The sequence below is a fragment of the Paenibacillus taichungensis genome, assembly GCF_013359905.1.
Lineage (GTDB): Bacteria > Bacillota > Bacilli > Paenibacillales > Paenibacillaceae > Paenibacillus > Paenibacillus taichungensis.
The window spans coordinates 397,979-417,612 of sequence record NZ_JABMCC010000118.1 but is presented as its reverse complement, the minus strand read 5'-3'; the positions used below and the strand labels follow the sequence as shown (position 1 = coordinate 417,612).

The following is a 19,634-nucleotide window of genomic DNA, read 5'->3' as shown; positions in this document are numbered from 1 at the left end:
CTCATTCGGTACAATCAAGAAAGGCTCTTTGAAGCAGAATAGGAGGCAGACCTCATGAAAGGTATTACCGAGGCACTCCGCAGCGGAAATCGACTTGCAGAAGACTATGTCTGTTCAAGGGATGCTGCGCGTGGCCTTTACGAGTATGACATTCGCTGGGAATCGGGGCTTCATACGCGTGCCGAGTGGCTAGATCAATCGGAGAACACACGTATTCCTCGTCAACGTCTGGCAGAGTATCTACGTATATATAATAAACGGGTGAACGATCATGGTGCTGTTCATGAATCCATCACACGTCTCGCGGAACAAGATGCGTTGGTTGTTACGGGAGGACAGCAAAGCGGCCTGCTTACAGGTCCGTTGTTTGTAATTTACAAAGCAGCAAGTGTGGTTGCAGCTGCGCGGGAAGCGGAGAACAGGCTACAACGGCCGGTCGTTCCCGTTTTTTGGATTGCAGGTGAAGACCATGATTGGGATGAAGTGAACCACACATACTTGCCTGACGCCAACGGTGACATGACAAAGATCAAGTTACAAGGGCGGTTTGCAGGCAGGGATTCTGTGAGTTATGTCCATGTGGAAACAGAACAATGGATGACCGTGCTGAAGCAGGTGGAGCATCTTTTACCGGATACGGTGCACAAACCAGGATTAATAAAGCTGGTTACGGAGATTCATCAGTCGAGTTCGAACTTGAGTGATGCGTTTGCCCGGTTAATCTCAGCGTTGTTTGGCAGCAGTGGACTTATTCTGATGGATGCTGCAGATCCAGACTTGCGCAGACTTGAGCAGCCTGTATTTGAACGTTTGATTCGTGAAAATGGGACATTACGCCAAGCATATGCACAAGGTGCCTCCGCATTGGAACAAGCCGGATATGCCATGCCAGCTGAAGTCGCGGAAGATGGGGCCAATCTGTTTTACATACATGAAGGGGCGCGGTTGCTTCTGATGTTGAAAGACGGCTTGTACGGCGACCGTAAAGGTCTGGTTTCATTTACAGAAGAACGACTGCTTCAGGAACTGGCTGAACATCCCGAGCGGTTTAGCAACAATGTATTGACCCGGCCATTGATGCAAGATTCCATTTTACCTGTAGCGGCTGTTATCTTAGGTCAAGGTGAGATCGCGTACTGGGGATTGACACGTGAAGCGTTTGCCCGGTTTGGGCTGCAGATGCCTATCTTGCTTCCACGTCTGTCCTTTACCATTATGGAAGATGTTCATCACAAACATATGAAGCAGTACGGTCTTTCTTTCCAGGACGTTCAATATCATATGGATGAAAAGAGGGAACAATGGCTGGCGCAACAGGAGACCTTCCAGGTCGATGAACAGTTCGAGCGCATTCAACAAGCATTTGCCGATCTATATCGTCCATTGCTTGATCAAATTTCAGAGATCCACCCTGGTTTGGACCGAATTGGAGATACCAATGTAGGCAAGATCAGCGAACAGATGCAGTATCTGCAACAGCAGACCCACAAAGCCATCAAAGATAAACATGATGTGAGTCTAAGGCACTGGAACGGGATGCAAAACTCACTCTTTCCCATGAACAAACCGCAGGAACGAGTGCATAACGTGCTCTTTTACTTGAACCGTTATGGAACCGAGTGGATTGAACAACTGATTGAAAGTCAGAACGAATTCCGTGGACAACACCAAGTGATCACGTTGTAGTGACCTTTTATAATAGAAGGAATAGATAATCGAGGAGGATGAGGAATGACTACCCCTGCATTGCAAAACAGTATCGTTAAAGATATGGGACTCGCTTCAGAAGGTCATCTGAAAATTGATTGGGTAGAAGCACATATGCCAGTGTTGAACCGCATTCGTCGCCAATTTGAACAGGATCTTCCGTTTAAAGGTTTGAAAGTAGCCATTTGCCTTCACCTTGAGGCCAAAACGGCTTATCTAGCGAAAGTCATTCAAGCTGGTGGTGCAGAAGTGACGATTACACATAGCAACCCATTGTCAACACAGGACGATGTTTGTGCTGCTCTGGTGGAAGACGGCGTTACTGTGTATGCCAAACATAATCCGGACCCTGTTGAGTTCAAAGAACTGCAACTCCGTGCACTTGAAGTGAAACCTGATCTGATTATTGATGACGGTGGAGACTTTGCCACTATTATTGCTTCTGAACGTCCTGATCTAGCTGCCACCATTCGTGGTGGAGCAGAGGAAACGACAACGGGCATCATTCGTCTGAAAGCTTTGGCGAAAGAAGGACAATTGCGTTTCCCAATGGTTGCAGTCAATGACGCTTATTGCAAATACTTGTTTGATAACCGTTACGGTACAGGTCAGTCTGCATTCGATGGTATCATCCGTACAACCAATCTGGTCGTTGCAGGAAAGAACGTAGTTGTAGCGGGTTATGGATGGTGTGGTAAAGGTGTAGCAATGCGTGCCAAAGGGCTCGGAGCAAATGTTATCGTAACTGAAATTGATCCTATAAAGGCCGTAGAAGCTCATATGGACGGATTCCGTGTCATGACGATGGTGGAAGCTGCAAAATTGGGGGATTTCTTCATCGCTGTTACCGGCAATAAAGATGTGATCACTGGAGAGCATTACGATGTGATGAAGGATGGAGCCATTCTTAGCAATGCAGGTCACTTTGACGTGGAAGTAAACAAACCTGAACTTGCTAAACGTTCCGATTCGATTCGTACCGTACGCCGCAACATTGAAGAATATCGCTTCAAAGATGGTCGTAAAATGTATTTGCTGGCTGAAGGACGTCTCGTAAACCTGGGTGCAGCCGATGGACACCCTGCCGAGATTATGGATACAACGTTTGCATTGCAAGCGCTGGGTCTGCGTTATGTGAGCGAGAACTATGCGGAACTGGGTAAAACCGTTGTTAATGTACCTTATGACATTGACCAACAAGTTGCCAGTTACAAACTGGAAAGCTTGAATATTGCCATCGACTCCTTGTCCGCCGAACAGGAAAAATATCTGGATAGCTGGAAATTCTAAGAGCCATCCATTAATTACAAGCTGATTAAGTGCTTCAAAGGGTTTAAAATGGTTTATTAATGATATGGCTCATATGCGGGTGTACGTGCGATTGCCCGTAAACGGGAAACGTCTTTGATCCTGAGTTTCAGGATCAAAGACGTTTTTTTGCGGTTGCGAAATTAAAAAAAGTAAAGCCTGTAAGAAGGGTTTTGATTTTTTTGTGCGAATCTATTATGCTTAGGTGGTGGAAAGTGGGGCAAAGTGGGAGAAACGGGTGAGGAGTGAGTGGGCCAATGTTTATGGGGGAGTTCCAACATAGCATTGATGACAAGGGTCGGGTTATTATTCCGGCTAAATTCCGCGAATCTCTGGGACCGTCTTTCGTTGTCACACGGGGTTTGGACCAGTGTCTTTTCGTGTACCCCATGGAGGAGTGGGGGGTCATGGAACAGAAGCTCAAAGCACTGCCATTGATGAAATCCGATGCACGTGCGTTTACCCGGTTTTTTTTCTCGGGTGCCACCGAATGTGAATTGGACAAACAGGGCAGGGTAAATTTGCCGGGCAATCTTAGAGAGTATGCCAAGCTGGACAAGGATTGCGTTGTTCTTGGCGTGTCGAACCGGGTGGAGATTTGGAGCAAAGGCATATGGGAGAGTTATTTCAATCAATCCGAAGAAGCATTCAACGACATTGCCGAAAAGCTGGTCGATTTTAATTTTGATCTATAAAGTCAGGAGGGGTGCAGGTTGTTTCACCACATAACCGTACTCAAAGAAGAGGCAACAGAGGGTTTAAACATCAAGCAGGACGGTATATACGTGGACTGCACTTTAGGCGGTGGCGGACATAGCTCCGTGATTGCATCCAAGCTCGGTCCAGGGGGGCGTCTGATCGCACTGGATCAGGATGATTGGGCTTTGGATAACGCGCGTGAAAAATTGGCTCCATATGGAGATCGGATTACATTGGTGAAAACCAATTTCCGTGATCTCGAACAGGTACTGAAAGAACTGGATGTACCGATGAAAGATGGCGTGCCACAGGTCGATGGTATTTTGTACGATTTGGGGGTATCATCGCCGCAATTCGACGAAGGAGAACGTGGATTTAGCTACAATCACGACGCTCCGTTGGATATGCGTATGGATCAGGACGCATCCCTTACCGCCAAAGAGATTGTTAACGAATGGCCGGAAGAGGAGATTGCCCGCATTTTGTATCGCTATGGTGAAGAGAAATTCTCAAGACGAATTGCTCGTGTCATTGTTGAAAAAAGGAAGCAGTCCACAATTGAGACTACTGGCGAACTGGTGGAATTAATCAAGGAAGGTATTCCGGCGGCGGCTCGTCGTACCGGAGGACATCCTGCAAAACGCAGTTTTCAGGCATTACGAATTGCCGTTAATGATGAGCTGGGCGCGTTCGAAGAAGCGTTACATCAGGCCGTTCGGTGCTTGGCACCAGGCGGACGTGTATCTGTTATTACTTTTCACTCACTTGAGGACCGAATTTGCAAACAGATTTTTAGCAGTTATCTGGAGAAATGTACATGCCCTCCCGATTTCCCGTTGTGTGTTTGCGGCGGTAAGGGTGCCATGCGTTTAGTGAACAGAAAGCCGCTGATTCCAACGGAAACGGAACTGGCCGAAAACTCCCGTGCTCGTTCAGCGAAGCTGCGCGTAGCCGAGAAACTGTAAATCAAGAGCGGAGGAGAGAGTCGGAGTATGGCATATACACGTGGTAATCTGGCAGTGAAAGAAAAAGCGTCCCAAGAACGTGTGACCCAGCAGCGGTACAAGGAAACCACCAAAGTGGTGACCCGTCGTACCGGTCTTCCGGCACGCGAGAAATTTTTGTATCTGATTACTCTAGTTGCAGTCATTGTTGTGGGTGGTGTTATGATGTCGCGTTACGCTCACATCTATGATCTGAATAAGCAGGCACAGACAACGTTGTCTGACGTGAGAGAAGCAGAGAGAACGATTGCAGATTTGCAAGTGGAAAAAGAAAAACTAAACAATTTGGTCATCGAGAATGCTCGCAAGCTTGGTTACGTTGAGGCTTCCGGCAAGGATGTCATTTTTGTACCTCGCTCAACAAGTACAACGAACCCGACAGGTACTGAATCGTCCTCGGATACAGCAAATAAGTAGAACATTTTGTATCAATCCTTACAAAGTGCTGAAGCAAAAGAGGTGTACCGATGGTAAAAAGAATAAAGATGCGCACGCTGCTTATAGGGGGATGTATTACCCTCTTTTTTCTTGTATTAATAACCCGCATCTTTTTTATTCAGGTTGTTAATGGCGGTATTTGGCAGGAAAGAGCAGCTGGATTGGTTGAACGCGAACAAACCATCAAGGCGAGTCGCGGGACAATCACAGACCGCAATGGTAACATTTTGGCGACGGATGCGCCTGCTTACACGGTATCTGTAAATCCGGAGATGATTAATCAACTTGGGATTGAAGATGTAGTTATTGACAGATTATCTGGATTGTTGGGTAAAAACGAGAGCGAAATGCGCGCACTTGTAACTGCCAAAGATAAGAATGGAAAGTTCTATAAGCAACGTGAAGTGCGAAGTGAAGGGTATAAAATTAATCCTGATTTGGCTGCTAAAGTAGAAGAATTTCGCAAAGAACTGAAAGATGACTACAAGGGTCAAAACGCGATTGTCATGACACAGGAGTCGAAGCGATATTATCCGGAAGAAACACTCGCCTCTCATTTGCTTGGATACATGAGCCGTGATGGGAAGGCTGTTAACGGACTTGAAGTCTCCTATGATGAACAGCTTACAGGTACAGATGGTTATCTGAACTATCAGAAGGATGCCAAAGGGTACAAGCTGCCTGATTCCCAGGACAACTACCTTCCACCGCAGAATGGAAGCAACTTAAAGCTGACGATTGATGATACAATTCAGTACTACATCGAAGATGCAATGAAAGAAGCGGTAGCCCAGTACAATCCACTGAGCATGACTGTCATTGCAGCAGATCCCAATACGATGGAGATTCTTGGTATGGCCAATTGGCCTAATTTCAATCCTAACACCTATTGGGAAACGCCGGATCAAAAAGACTTTATAAACCATGCGACACAATCCATCTATGAACCAGGGTCTACTTTTAAAATTGTTACTCTGGCGGGTGCGGTTGAAGAGAAGCTGTTTGATCCGAATGCCACGTTTGAATCCAAGCGAATCTATATCGGTGGCTATCCAATCAGTGATAACGGTCACGCCTATGGCCGGATTTCCTATTTGGAAGGTGTCAAACGTTCAAGTAACATTGCGTTTGTTAATCTGGGTTATAACATGCTTGGCGGTGAACGTTTGCGTCATTACATAGACCTGTTCGGTTTTGGTAAAAAGACGGGCATTGATCTGCCAAGTGAGTCAGCTTCACCCATTAAACCGCTGGTTTTCAAATCTGAAATTGCTACAGCCGCCTACGGTCACGGTCTTGTACAGGTAACGCCAATCCAGCAGGTAGCAGCCATTTCGGCTATTGCCAACGGTGGCAAACTTATGGAACCGCATCTGGTCAAAGAGATTATTAACCCGAATGATGGTACATCTGAGGTTATCAAGCCGAAGGTCGTTCGTCAGGTTATTTCCAAGGAATCTTCCAAACTGGTAAGCGGGTATCTGGAGCAGGTCGTTGCGGACCGTCAGATCGGTACTGGGCGTAATGCATACATTGAAGGTTATCGCGTGGCTGGTAAAACGGGTACAGCAAGAAAAGTTGTGAACGGGACATACAGCAAATCCAAAGACGTCGTTTCGTTTATCGGATTTGCACCTGTAAATAATCCCAAAATCGCGATGCTGATTGTAATTGACCAGCCTGACGGTGCCAATATTGGCGGCGGGACTGCGGCTGCACCGGTATTCAAAAAGATTGTCAGTCAAGCTCTTCAGTACATGGGAGTTCCCAAAGATACAGTAAAGACCACTGACAAAAAGTCAAAAACAACGCCGGTCGTTCAAGCTAAAGCTCCTGATCTGTCAGGTAAGACAGCCAAACAGGCTAGAAGCCAACTATTGAACGCCGGAATTGCCTATGAGACGCTTGGTCAAGGTGAAAATGTCATTCGCCAGTATCCTGTGGCAGGTGCAGCCATGAATCCTGGCCAACGAATCTACCTGTTGACCGAAGAAAGCAGCAAAATGAAGATCCCTGATCTGACCGGCGAATCACTACGAGATGCACTTGAAGTGCTCTCCCTCATGAAAGTGGGCGTGACCGTTAAAGGTGAAGGATATGTGGTGAAGCAAACGGAGCAGGTGGCAGGCGAACAGAGAACGGTTGAGCTTGTGCTGCAGACGGCCAAAGCGGCAGTTACCGGTATAGCAGATGAAGCTCCCGAGTCTTCTGATCCAGCATTAGGGGACGAGACTAACAATCAGGGAGCAACTGATGGAACGGCGAACACCGAAGAAACAGGCAAAACCGATACTACAAATCCACCTTCAAATGAGACAAAATCATCTGATAACACATCGGATGGGGCTTCGCTTCCATAGAGATCACAGACAGCTTGTTCTAACCCCCGGTTGTCCTGAATATTCATGAATTGAACACAATCATGATTTTGGGACGAGTGGGGGGATCTTTTCGTGAAGGGGTCAAGCGTAAATCTGCGGCGCAGGTTGTTATGGAGTTTAGTGATTTTAGTTCTCTTATTCTCAGCCTTGGTGATTAGGCTTGCTTATGTACAGTTAGGGAAAGGGCCGGAACTATCTGCGAAAGCGGAAGAGTCCTGGCGGCGGAATATTCCTTATTCAGCCAAACGGGGAGAGATCCTGGATCGAAATGGAACCTCTCTCGCCTACAATATAACCACACCAACCATTATGGCGATTCCTGCCCAGGTGAAGGAAGCGGAGACAACAGCAAGAGCACTGGCTCCTTTGCTGGGGATGACCGAAGAGAAAGTGCTGGCAACCATCAAGAAAAGAGAACTAATTGTACGACTACAACCCGGTGGCCGCAAAATTACGATGGAGAAGGCTCAGCACATCCGTGATTTGAAGCTTCCGGGTATCGTTGTTGCTGAGGATAATAAACGCTTTTATCCTTATGATGATCTGGCGGCCCATATTCTTGGTTTTACAGGCATTGATAATCAGGGCTTAACGGGTGTAGAGAAAAAGTATGATGATAAACTGAACGGTTTGAATGGCAGTGTGTCCTACTTGTCCGATGCGGCCGGAAGGCTAATGCCGGGCTCATCTGAGAAGTATGTGGAACCGAAGGATGGTCTGAACCTCAAGCTGACTATTGATAAATCGATTCAGTCCATCATGGAACGCGAGCTGGATCAGGCTATGGTCAAATTCCAGGCCAACTCGGCGCTTGCCATTGCAATGAACCCTAAGACGGGTGAAATCCTTGGCATGGCCAGTAGACCCGGATATGAACCAGCTGATTATCAGCAATATCCGGCCGATGTATACAACCGGAATTTACCGATCTGGATGACGTATGAACCAGGTTCAACGTTCAAAATTATTACGCTTGCAGCAGCACTTGAAGAGAAAAAAGTAAATCTGACGCAGGATCAGTTCTATGATCCGGGATTTGTTGAAGTTGGAGGCGCTCGCCTGCGTTGCTGGAAAAAGGGCGGTCATGGAAGCCAGACCTTCCTGCAAGTTGTGGAGAATTCCTGCAACCCTGGATTTGTTGCACTAGGTCAGAGACTGGGCAAAGAATCATTATTCTCCTATATTAAAGACTTTGGATTCGGCACCAAAACAGGCATCGATCTGAGTGGTGAGGCCAGCGGGATTTTGTTTAAACTGTCACGGGTTGGACCTGTGGAGCTTGCGACCACTGCTTTTGGTCAAGGGGTATCCGTTACGCCGATTCAGCAGGTAGCGGCTGTGTCAGCAGCTATTAATGGTGGTAAACTATACAAGCCATATGTTACAAAGGCTTGGGTTCATCCGGAAACGGGTGAAGTGATGGAAGAGGCCAAGCCGGAACTGGTTCGACAAGTCATCTCCGAAGATACGTCCAAGCAAGTACGTGAAGCACTGGAGAGTGTCGTTGCCAAGGGTACGGGACGTCCGGCGTTTATTGATGGATACCGGGTTGGCGGCAAAACGGGTACAGCCCAGAAGGTAATCAATGGACGTTATTCCTCTACCGAGCATATTGTATCCTTTATCGGTTTTGCTCCGGCGGATGATCCGCAGATTGTTGTGTATACTGCGGTGGATAACCCGAAAGGAATTCAGTTCGGCGGCGTGGTTGCTGCACCGATCGTACAGAACATTCTAGAGGATGCGCTGCATTATATGAATGTTCCGGTTCGGAAGGATCAGGTAGCCAAAGAATACAAGTATGGAGAAACGAAAATCGTGACGGTTCCCGATCTGACAGGAGCTACGGTCGAAGACCTGTATGAGGATCTGAATATGAACTTTATGCTGGCTAAATCCGGCAGTGGGAAATATGTCATTAACCAGGCTCCAAAGCCAGGAGCGCGGGTTGATCAGGGTTCTACTATACGGATTTATATGGGTGATGTTCTGAATGATATTCATGATCATACCAAGGAGGAAGGACAAGAGCCCTGATGGGGCTCTTGATCACCACCGCAACAAAATGCACTGAGTTGCGTTTCATTAATTGGCTGTGTTGACGATATTAATGATTACAGAGAACTGTTGAAATTGAAGTAAACTTGGAAAAAGTGAGGTTATTCATGTGCTTTTAAAACAACTTTCATCATTGCTGACAACCGCCCGTGTCATTGGCGAACCAAATACAGAATGTCAAAACCTACAGACAGATTCTCGCCAGGTACAACCGGGAGATCTGTTTATCTGTCTTCCAGGGCATACAGTTGATGGACATGACTATGCCGAGAAGGCTGTAAACGCTGGAGCTGTTGCTCTGGTTGTGGAACGAGAGCTGGATCTGCCTGTTCCGCAGTTGCTGGTAAAAGACAGCCGTTTCGCCATGGCTGTACTGGCGGATTCCTTTTTTGACTCGCCAAGCCTCAAGATGAATATGATTGGTGTAACGGGAACTAACGGAAAAACAACGACTACCTATTTAATTGAGAAAATCATGAGTGACTTTGGTCAAAAAACAGGATTAATCGGGACCATTCAAATGCGGTATGACGGGCGCACGTACCCGATGTCAGGCACTACACCGGAAGCACTTGATCTGCAGCGCAGTCTGAATGATATGGTTCAAGCTGGCACGGACTGTTGTGTGATGGAAGTTTCCTCCCACGCTTTGGAGCAAGGTCGGGTGAAGGGGACGGAATTCCGCACGGCTGTATTTACCAATCTGACGCAGGATCATCTGGATTACCATCATTCCATGGAGGAATATCGCGGAGCCAAAGGACTGTTCTTTGCACGGTTGGGTAACGGATATACCGCAGATGCTTCCAAGCGCAAATTTGCAGTGATCAATGCAGATGATCCAGCTGCTGCCTATTTTATATCTGTAACTGCAGCTGAAGTCATTACATACGGCATGGAGGAAAATGCGGATGTTCGCGCATCCCAGATTTCAATTACCTCGCAGGGGACTTCTTTCCATGTAGATACATTCAGAGGCAGCACCGATATTCGTTTACGCATGGTAGGCAAATTCAATGTGTACAACGCAATGGCTGCCATCGCTGCTGCTCTGGTTGAAGATATTCCGCTGGAGGAGATCAAACGTAGTTTGGAGACGGTGCCGGGCGTAGATGGACGTGTTGAGGCTGTTGACGAAGGACAGTCGTTCGCAGTCATTGTTGACTATGCTCATACACCAGATGGCCTGGAGAACGTATTGCGGACGGTGAAAGAATTTGCTGAAGGCCGTGTGATCTGTGTATTTGGATGTGGTGGTGACCGAGATCGTACGAAGCGGCCTCTAATGGGTAAAATTGCAGCGAAGTATAGCGATATCGTATTTGTCACTTCCGATAATCCGCGGACAGAAGATCCCGATCTGATTCTCAAGGATATTGAACAAGGCTTGATTGAAGATGCCATTCAACCTGACCGTTATACGATGATTGTGGATCGGCGCCAGGCGATTCATGAGGCTATTGAAATGGCAAGCCCTGCCGATGTAGTATTGATTGCGGGCAAGGGGCATGAGACCTATCAAATTATCGGCACAACCAAGACGGACTTTGACGATCGGATCATAGCGAAAGAAGCGATAAGGGGCAAATCCAATTGATAAAAAGAACAATGGCACAATTGGCCGAGATGTGTGGAGGAACACTAACTGACGTTGCTACTTATGGTGATGTTGGTGTTGAAGGTGTATTTACAGATTCGCGTAAGCCGGTTCAAGGCAGTCTCTTTATCCCTCTTGTTGGCGAAAGGTTTGACGGACACGAATTTGTGCAAACCTGTGTAGAGAAAGGCGCTGCCGGGGCTTTATGGCAAAAGGATCACGGAGTTGCACCTCAAGGTGCTGTGATTATTGTGGAGGATACTCTGGTTGCATTACAGGAGCTTGCGTCTTCCTATCTAAGAGAAAACAAGGCCTCCGTTGTAGGCATTACAGGCAGCAATGGAAAAACAACAACAAAGGACATTGTGGATGCCATTCTCTCTACAACGTTCAAAGTGCATAAGACCCAAGGCAACTTCAATAACCATATTGGTTTGCCACTTACCGTACTTAGCATGGAACCGGACACTGAGATCGTAATTCTGGAGATGGGCATGAGCGGCCGGGGGGAGATTGAAGAATTATCTTTAATTGCCCAGCCGGATGTCGCAATCATCACGAATATTGGAGAATCCCATCTACTTCAACTGGGATCTCGATTGGAGATTGCTCGGGCAAAAGTTGAAATTGCTGCTGGTATGAAACCAGGTGGATTGTTGATATATAACGGCGACGAACCGTTGATTGAGCAGGTTCTGGCAGAGCCAGCGACTAAGCTGCCTGAAGGACTTCAGCGGTATACATTTGGCTTGCAGACGGATAACGATGATTATCCTACTGGAATTATGAATGTACAGAGTGGGGTCGCTTTTACCACCAAGCAGTCTGGAGAGAGTGCTCTTACACTGCCATTATTGGGAACACATAATGTGGTCAACTGTCTTGCTGCATTAGCGGTTGCCCGTCATTTTGGAGTGGCTGCTGAACAGATTGTAGCAGGACTGTCACGTCTGAAATTAACCGGCATGCGCATCGAGATTATTAACGGCGTCAGTGGTTTGACCATGCTTAATGATGCTTACAACGCTAGTCCAACCTCCATGAAAGCCGCTGTGGATGTGCTGGAGGGCCTCAAGGGGTATCGGATCAAAGTCGCCGTGCTCGGTGATATGCTAGAACTGGGGCCTCAGGAGCATGAGCTCCATCGGGGAATCGGTGAATACATTACACCCGACAAAATGAATATGGTGCTGGCTTACGGCCCTTTATCTGCGAGTATCGCAGAAGGAGCAAGACAAAACATGCCAGCAGAAGCCGTACACACTTTTGAGAGCAAGGAAGAATTGACCCGATATCTACTGGAGAATCTCCAATCCAGAGATGTTGTCTTGTTTAAGGCCTCCCGGGGCATGAAACTGGAGGATGTGGTCGAAGCGCTAAAAATAGCTCCATTACAGAATAGAGTAGACTAGAGGGGTGAACCCATGGATTTTCAGGTATTACTGTTAACAATCGGTGTTTCATTTATTTTGGCGGTGATTGCTGCACCGCTCTTAATTCCATTGCTGCGTCGAATGAAGTTCGGACAGCAGGTGCGGGAAGATGGGCCACAGAGCCATCTGAAAAAAAGCGGAACACCTACAATGGGCGGAGTAGTTATTTTACTCGCGTTCACATTGGCCTTTTTGAAATTTTCAGCGGTCAAAAATACAGACTTTTACGTCCTACTGGTGGCTACACTCGGCTTCGGTCTGATCGGTTTCCTGGATGACTACATCAAGATTGTATTCAAACGTTCACTAGGGCTGACGGCTAGACAAAAGATGATTGGTCAGTTGTTTTTCAGTGCAGTGATGTGCTACTTACTGATCCAGAATGGACACAGTACAGCCATATCGATTCCGGGTACATCAGTCTCCTTCGACTGGACGGGATGGTTCTACTATCCGTTTGTGGTATTCATGATGCTTGCCATCACGAATGCAGTTAACTTTACCGATGGTCTGGACGGCTTGCTGTCTGGCGTGAGCGCCATCGCATTTGGGGCATTTGCCATTGTGGCGATGCAGGCAACATCGATGCCAGCAGCAGTATGTGCGGCGGCGATGATTGGTGCGGTACTTGGATTCCTGGTATATAACGCACACCCGGCCAAAGTGTTTATGGGAGATACAGGCTCCCTCGGAATTGGTGGTGCGATTGGTGCCGTCGCCATTGTGACGAAGACAGAACTTCTTTTTGTCATCATTGGCGGTATTTTCGTCATCGAAATCCTGTCCGTTATCATTCAAGTAGTATCTTTCAAAACTCGTGGCAAACGCGTATTCAAAATGAGCCCGATTCATCATCACTTTGAACTGAGTGGCTGGTCGGAATGGCGAGTTGTCATTACTTTTTGGGCGGTAGGCGCCATTTTGGCCGCTCTTGGACTTTATCTCAACAAGGGGTTGTAAACAATGAATCATCCTGAATCATATCGTGGACAACAAGTGGTCGTGCTTGGACTGGCCAAGAGCGGCGTGCAGGTCGCTAAAGTACTGGACCGTGCCGGCGCAATCGTTACAGTTAATGATAAAAAAGAGAGAGAACAGTGTCCCGAAGCATCCGAATTGGAGGCTTTGGGAATTTCTGTTGTATGCGGTGGACATCCGGACGACCTGATTCATAGTGATGTGAAGCTTGTAGTCAAAAATCCGGGCATTCCTTATCAGGCGCCTCCTGTGCAACAGGCACTTGCCTTAGGCATAGAAGTGGTGACTGAGGTGGAGGTAGCTTACCATTTATGCGCTGCGCCTATGATCGGGATCACGGGCTCTAACGGGAAAACAACCACAACAACGTGGGTAGGCAACATGTTGGAGCTTGCCGGTTTGAAACCAATCGTTGCCGGTAATATTGGAACGCCATTGTGTGAGGCGGCAGAGCAGGCTTCTGCGGATAACTGGATGGTGGTGGAGCTTAGCAGTTTCCAACTGAAAGGCACATCCGATTTCCGTCCGCGTATTGCCAGTTTGCTAAACGTTGCGGAGACTCATTTGGATTATCATGGGGACATGGATGATTATGTGGCTTCCAAAGCCAAATTGTTCTCCAACCAACAACCGGAGGATGTGGCTATCCTGAACTGGGATGATCCGGTATGCCGCGGACTAGTTCCATATATCAAAGCAAGACTGCTCCCATTCTCGCTGACAGAGAAGCTCGAAGCAGGGGTATATGCTGATCCTCCTTACGTGGATGGGGAAGAGGATGATGTGAAGCGCCAGGTGATCTATGCAGACGGTCAGGGCAACCATCATGTCATTATTGATGTGGAAGACATCGGAATACCAGGACGATTTAATGTGGGAAATGCCTTGGCAGCAGTAGCTATTGCTGTATCCGCTGGAGCCGATCCATCTGTGCTTGCTGCGCCTCTGGCTGACTTCAAGGGGGTTGAACACCGTCTTGAATATGTACTTGAACATAATGGAGCGGGCTATTATAACAATTCCAAAGCGACCAACTCCAAAGCAACCGTAATGGCGCTGAACTCCTTCAAGGAACCGGTCGTGCTTATTGCCGGAGGACTGGATCGTGGATCAGACATGATGGAATTGCTGCCATTATTCCAGGAGCGGGTGAAAGCTGTGGTTGCTATTGGAGAGACACGTGAGAAAATTGCCAAGGTCGCGGAACTGGCGGGATTAAAGCAAATTAAGGTCGTCGATAATGAGGAGGACGCTGCCCAAACGTTAACCGTTGCCGTGCAGGAAGCTTCACAGTTTGCAGCTCCAGGTGATGTGGTCTTGTTATCACCGGCATGTGCAAGCTGGGACATGTTTTCTTCCTATGAAGAGCGGGGACGCATTTTTAAAGAGGCGGCGCATAACTTGTAAGTAGGGGGGTGGAAAAGCCCCTACTTCCATGCAAGGGGTGGCCTCCTGATGAAACAGACGCGACCGGCGCCGGATTTCTGGCTCCTAATTTGTATTCTGGCATTGCTTGCCATCGGCATTATTATGGTATACAGTGCGGGCTCGGTGCTTGCTTTTCATGACTATGGTGATTCATTTTACTTTGTCAAAAGACAGCTGCTGTTCGCCGGACTTGGACTTGCTGCCATGTTTGTTACGGCAAATGTGGACTACCGGGTCTGGAGAAAGTATGCAAAGCCTATACTGATTGCCTGTTTTATAATGCTGATTGCGGTGCTGATTCCTGGCATCGGAGTTGTTCGCGGAGGAGCACGAAGCTGGTTGGGCATTGGCTCATTCGGCATACAACCTTCGGAATTCATGAAACTGGGTATGATCCTGTTTCTGGCTCATTGGTTAAGTAAGGAACCCGGCAAAATCAAAACGTTTACGACGGGGCTTCTGCCGCCGCTCGGTTTGATTGGTTTGGCCTTTGGTATTATTATGCTTCAGCCCGATTTGGGGACAGGCACAGTAATGCTGGGTGCATCAATGCTCATTATTTTCACAGCAGGAGCACGGATGAAGCATCTCTTGCTTCTTGCCCTAGGCGGTGTAGCGGGATTTGCCGCGTTGATTGCGGCAGCTCCTTACAGATTGCAGCGAATAACGGCTTTTTTGGATCCGTGGTCTGATCCACTTGGTGCCGGATATCAGATTATTCAATCTTTATATGCGATCGGCCCGGGAGGACTTGCCGGCTTGGGGCTAGGTATGAGTCGGCAAAAATACAGCTATGTACCCGAGCCACAGACGGATTTTATTTTTTCCATTTTGGCAGAAGAGCTTGGCTTCATTGGTGGAATGATTGTATTATTGCTGTTCCTGGTCCTGGTATGGAGAGGGATGCGTGTAGCCATGACGGTACCAGATGCTTTTGGCAGCCTTCTGGGCGTAGGTATTGTGGGTATGGTGGCTGTTCAGGTCATTATCAACATTGGCGTTGTGATTGGGCTTATGCCAGTTACGGGGATTACACTCCCACTCATCAGTTATGGTGGTTCCTCTCTGACCTTAATGTTGACAGCGTTAGGCATATTATTGAACTTATCCCGTTATGCGAGGTGAATGTACGATGCGAGTCGTTCTGAGCGGCGGCGGTACCGGTGGGCATATCTATCCGGCCGTTGCTATAGCAAGGCAATGTGAGGCGGAGAATCCCGACTCGACATTTTTATATATCGGTGGTACCCGTGGACTGGAAAGCAAACTTGTGCCACAAGAGAATATTCCGTTTCAATCGATTGATATCACAGGTTTTCGCCGGAAATTGTCCTTTGACAACGTGAAGACTGTGATGAGATTTTTGCAAGGTGTACGTAAAGCCAAGAAAATGCTCAAGGAATTCAAACCTGATGTTGTCATCGGTACGGGGGGCTATGTGTGTGGGCCTGTCGTATATGCAGCAGCCAAACTAGGTATTCCAAGTGTTATTCATGAGCAGAATGCCATTCCTGGGTTAACTAACAAGTTCCTTACTCGGTATGTGGACACGGTAGCTGTTAGTTTTGAGGGTTCGGAGAAAGCATTCTCTGGAGCCAAAAAGGTTGTGTATACCGGCAATCCAAGGGCTACAACGGTAGCTCAAGCCAGCCGTGATCGTGGATTTGCGACATTGGGTGTACCCATGGACAGCCGAGTTGTTCTTGTGGTCGGTGGTAGCCGTGGTGCGAAAGCAATTAATAAAGCCATGGTGGATATGGCACCGATGCTGGCCAAGCTTGAAGATGTGCATGTGGTCTACGTGACTGGTGATTCATATTTTGATGAAACGCGTGAAGCGATCCGCAGTTCCCTTGGAACGATGCCAAATCATCTGCATGTGTTGCCATACGTACACAACATGCCTGAGGTTCTTGCATGCACGTCGCTGATCGTAAATCGTGCAGGGGCATCATTCCTTGCCGAGATAACATCTCTAGGTATTCCATCCATTCTGATTCCGTCACCTAACGTGACGAATAATCATCAGGAGGCGAATGCTCGTACGCTTGAGGGTGGCGGTGCATCACTTACGATGCTGGAGAAGGATCTGACAGGCCAGGCGCTATATAAAGCGATTGCTGGAATTATGAATGACGAAGCGGCGCGCAAAAGGATGGCGGAAGCCTCCCGGCAGCTGGGGAAACCTGATGCAGCCGAAGTGCTTGTGAGCGAGATTCGGCGTCTTGCTGCAGGGCGTTAATGTGCGTTTTGGGCGATTGTCACACACACGGCGGGACTGACATAAGATACCCTATAAATCGTGACAATCGTTCCATGGCGCCGCAACACGGCTTGCAGCAACGAAAACTGCCGTGCTCATCGGTTTTGAAGTAAAGGAGGATATTAATATGCAGCAGTGGATATCGTTACTATCCCAGAACAATGTCGGCAAAGTTCTTGAAAACGAGCCGCTAGCCAAATACACCACATGGAAGATCGGCGGTCCTGCAGATGCGCTGGTCATACCGGAAAACAAGGAGCAGATGGTCAATCTCATCCAATTGCTGCACAAACATCAGATCCCATGGATGCAGCTTGGACGGGGTTCAAACATGCTGGTGTCTGACAAGGGAATACGCGGAGTTGTCGTGAAACCGGGAGAAGGTTTTGATTATGCCGAATTTCACGAGGGCGGGGTAACTGCTGGAGCGGCACATTCCTTTGTTAAACTCAGTGTTGTTGCTGCAAAGAAAGAGTGGACCGGTTTGGAATTTGGCAGCGGAATCCCCGGAACAGTCGGCGGAGCCGTATATATGAATGCTGGTGCCCATGGATCGGATGTGTCACGGATATTTCAATCCGCTGAGATTGTACTGGAGACAGGGGAATTGGTACGTTATAGCAAGGAGGACATGGAATTTGCCTATCGCCACTCTGTTCTGCATGACCGGAGAGGCATCGTGCTGGAGGCTACATTTGAACTACAGCAGGGAGAACGCAAAGTCATTTCGGAATCGATGGCGGCCTATAAAGACCGTAGACGCCGTACACAGCCACTGCAGATGGCGTGTGCTGGCAGCGTGTTCCGGAATCCCCCTGGTGATCATGCCGCCCGCCTGATTGAAGCAGCGGGGTTAAAGGGTATGACTCGGGGAGGCGCACAGGTATCCACCATGCATGCCAATTTCATTGTCAATACAGGCCAAGCAACAGCAGAGGACGTTATCACCCTAATGCAGCAGATTCAGAACACTATATCATCTCAAAACGGTATTAACCTGGTACCGGAAGTCTTCGTAGTGGGTGAACGGTAAACCCCGGAGGTGATACATTGGACAAATTGGTGATTGAAGGCGGGAAACCCCTCTCAGGATCCATACGCATCCATGGAGCAAAAAATGCCGCTTTACCGATCATGGCCGCAAGTTTGTTGGCAGACGGAGAAGTTACGCTGCACAACGTTCCACACTTGCTGGACATCGAAGTGATGCTGTATATCCTGGAACGACTTGGATGCACGTGTCGGCATGAACAGGGAACAGTGACGATAGATACATCGTCCATCCGGTCATATGATGTGCCTGAGGATCTCATGAAGCAGATGCGTTCTTCCATTTTTTTGATGGGACCATTGCTGGCTAAGTTTGGGCAAGTATCCGTGTACCAGCCAGGTGGCTGTGCCATTGGGGAACGTAAAATTGATCTTCACCTTCTGGGCCTTGAGGCCCTCGGAGCTTCGATTGAAGAGCTGGATCAGCAGATCATATGCCGTGGGCGCAAGCTGGTGGGAACAGACATTCATCTGGATTTCCCCAGTGTAGGAGCCACAGAAAATATTATGATGGCTGCCGTTACAGCTGAGGGTACAACAACGATATTTAATGCAGCCAGAGAACCAGAGATACAGGATCTGCAACATTTTCTGAATGCGATGGGTGCACGAATTATCGGTGCTGGAACGGATACGATCACCATTAATGGTGTGGAGAAACTCAAGCCTTGCTCTTATGAAATTATACCTGATCGGATCGTTGCAGGAACGGTGATGATTGCAGCCGCAGCAACGAGAGGGAATGTAACGCTTACACACTGCAATCCGGCCCATCTTACTTCCCTTATACATGTGTTGAAGCGTACTGGTGTTCAAATCACAGTCTGCAATGATATAATGACGGTGAGCTGTATGAGCCGTCCCAAATCAGTAGACCGCATTGTGACTTCTCCGTACCCTTCATTTCCAACAGACCTGCAGTCGCAAATTATGGTGCTGCTCAGTCTGGCCGACGGTTTCAGTGTGATGAAGGAAACGGTATTCGAGGGTCGGTTCAAACATGTGGATGAGCTGAATGTCATGGGGGCCGATATCTCGGTAGACCTGAATGCAGCATTTATCCGTGGCGTTCCCCGATTGTACGGGGCTACAGTGGAAGCAACCGATCTGCGTGCAGGTGCAGCACTAGTTATTGCTGGCCTTGCTGCCCAGGGAAAAACGGTTGTGGAGCAAGTGCATCATATTGATAGAGGGTACGATCGTATCGAGAAGCTCTTTCAGAGTCTTGGAGCTTCGGTTGAGCGACAGTCCCCCGTTTCGAAGCAGCTGGATTTTGCCAATTAACGTCCT

General features: G+C 48.0%; 15 protein-coding genes. All 15 read left to right on the top strand.

Annotated features, from left to right (window positions below; translation table 11 throughout):
• The first annotated feature begins 54 nt into the window (after nucleotides 1-54).
• On the top strand, nucleotides 55-1,686 hold the full coding sequence (gene bshC, locus HP548_RS25120; protein ID WP_175383163.1) for a bacillithiol biosynthesis cysteine-adding enzyme BshC: 1,632 nt from the start codon (nucleotides 55-57) through the stop codon (nucleotides 1,684-1,686).
• A 45-nt stretch (nucleotides 1,687-1,731) separates the two neighbouring features.
• Nucleotides 1,732-2,997, top strand: a complete 1,266-nt coding sequence (locus tag HP548_RS25115; RefSeq protein WP_076288121.1) for an adenosylhomocysteinase — start codon at nucleotides 1,732-1,734, stop codon at nucleotides 2,995-2,997.
• A gap of 275 nt (nucleotides 2,998-3,272) precedes the next feature.
• Nucleotides 3,273-3,710 carry a division/cell wall cluster transcriptional repressor MraZ gene (gene mraZ / locus HP548_RS25110; protein WP_017687291.1) on the top strand — a complete coding sequence of 146 codons (438 nt, stop codon included), beginning with the start codon at nucleotides 3,273-3,275 and terminating at the stop codon, nucleotides 3,708-3,710.
• Nucleotides 3,711-3,728: 18 nt separating this feature from the next.
• Nucleotides 3,729-4,679: a 16S rRNA (cytosine(1402)-N(4))-methyltransferase RsmH gene (gene rsmH, locus HP548_RS25105; protein WP_076288122.1), complete on the top strand. Its 951-nt coding sequence runs from the start codon at nucleotides 3,729-3,731 to the stop codon at nucleotides 4,677-4,679.
• Between the two features lie 27 nt (nucleotides 4,680-4,706).
• Nucleotides 4,707-5,135, top strand: a complete 429-nt coding sequence (locus HP548_RS25100; protein WP_175383162.1) for a hypothetical protein — start codon at nucleotides 4,707-4,709, stop codon at nucleotides 5,133-5,135.
• A gap of 50 nt (nucleotides 5,136-5,185) precedes the next feature.
• Complete coding sequence (locus HP548_RS25095) at nucleotides 5,186-7,516, top strand: penicillin-binding transpeptidase domain-containing protein (RefSeq protein WP_175383161.1); 2,331 nt, start codon at nucleotides 5,186-5,188, stop codon at nucleotides 7,514-7,516.
• Nucleotides 7,517-7,609: 93 nt separating this feature from the next.
• On the top strand, nucleotides 7,610-9,574 hold the full coding sequence (locus HP548_RS25090; protein ID WP_053781224.1) for a stage V sporulation protein D: 1,965 nt from the start codon (nucleotides 7,610-7,612) through the stop codon (nucleotides 9,572-9,574).
• A gap of 130 nt (nucleotides 9,575-9,704) precedes the next feature.
• Nucleotides 9,705-11,192: a UDP-N-acetylmuramoyl-L-alanyl-D-glutamate--2,6-diaminopimelate ligase gene (locus HP548_RS25085; RefSeq protein WP_099858473.1), complete on the top strand. Its 1,488-nt coding sequence runs from the start codon at nucleotides 9,705-9,707 to the stop codon at nucleotides 11,190-11,192.
• Nucleotides 11,192-12,604, top strand: coding sequence for a UDP-N-acetylmuramoyl-tripeptide--D-alanyl-D-alanine ligase (locus HP548_RS25080; RefSeq protein WP_343054940.1), 1,413 nt, complete (start codon nucleotides 11,192-11,194; stop codon nucleotides 12,602-12,604). The genes HP548_RS25085 and HP548_RS25080 overlap by 1 nt, the downstream gene beginning before the upstream one ends.
• Before the next feature lie 12 nt (nucleotides 12,605-12,616).
• Nucleotides 12,617-13,585 (top strand): phospho-N-acetylmuramoyl-pentapeptide-transferase, encoded by a 969-nt coding sequence (gene mraY, locus HP548_RS25075; RefSeq protein ID WP_063566988.1) that lies wholly within the window; start codon nucleotides 12,617-12,619, stop codon nucleotides 13,583-13,585.
• Between the two features lie 3 nt (nucleotides 13,586-13,588).
• Entirely contained in the window at nucleotides 13,589-15,010 is a 1,422-nt protein-coding gene (gene murD, locus HP548_RS25070; protein ID WP_175383159.1) for a UDP-N-acetylmuramoyl-L-alanine--D-glutamate ligase, read from the top strand.
• A 48-nt stretch (nucleotides 15,011-15,058) separates the two neighbouring features.
• A complete protein-coding gene (gene spoVE / locus HP548_RS25065) occupies nucleotides 15,059-16,156 on the top strand; it encodes a stage V sporulation protein E (protein WP_099858475.1) in 1,098 nt (365 codons plus the stop codon).
• Between the two features lie 7 nt (nucleotides 16,157-16,163).
• Nucleotides 16,164-17,273, top strand: coding sequence for an undecaprenyldiphospho-muramoylpentapeptide beta-N-acetylglucosaminyltransferase (gene murG, locus HP548_RS25060; protein WP_076288129.1), 1,110 nt, complete (start codon nucleotides 16,164-16,166; stop codon nucleotides 17,271-17,273).
• 148 nt (nucleotides 17,274-17,421) lie between these two features.
• Nucleotides 17,422-18,327: a UDP-N-acetylmuramate dehydrogenase gene (gene murB, locus HP548_RS25055; RefSeq protein ID WP_076288130.1), complete on the top strand. Its 906-nt coding sequence runs from the start codon at nucleotides 17,422-17,424 to the stop codon at nucleotides 18,325-18,327.
• A 17-nt stretch (nucleotides 18,328-18,344) separates the two neighbouring features.
• Nucleotides 18,345-19,628, top strand: coding sequence for a UDP-N-acetylglucosamine 1-carboxyvinyltransferase (murA, locus tag HP548_RS25050; protein ID WP_175383158.1), 1,284 nt, complete (start codon nucleotides 18,345-18,347; stop codon nucleotides 19,626-19,628).
• Nucleotides 19,629-19,634 lie beyond the last annotated feature (6 nt).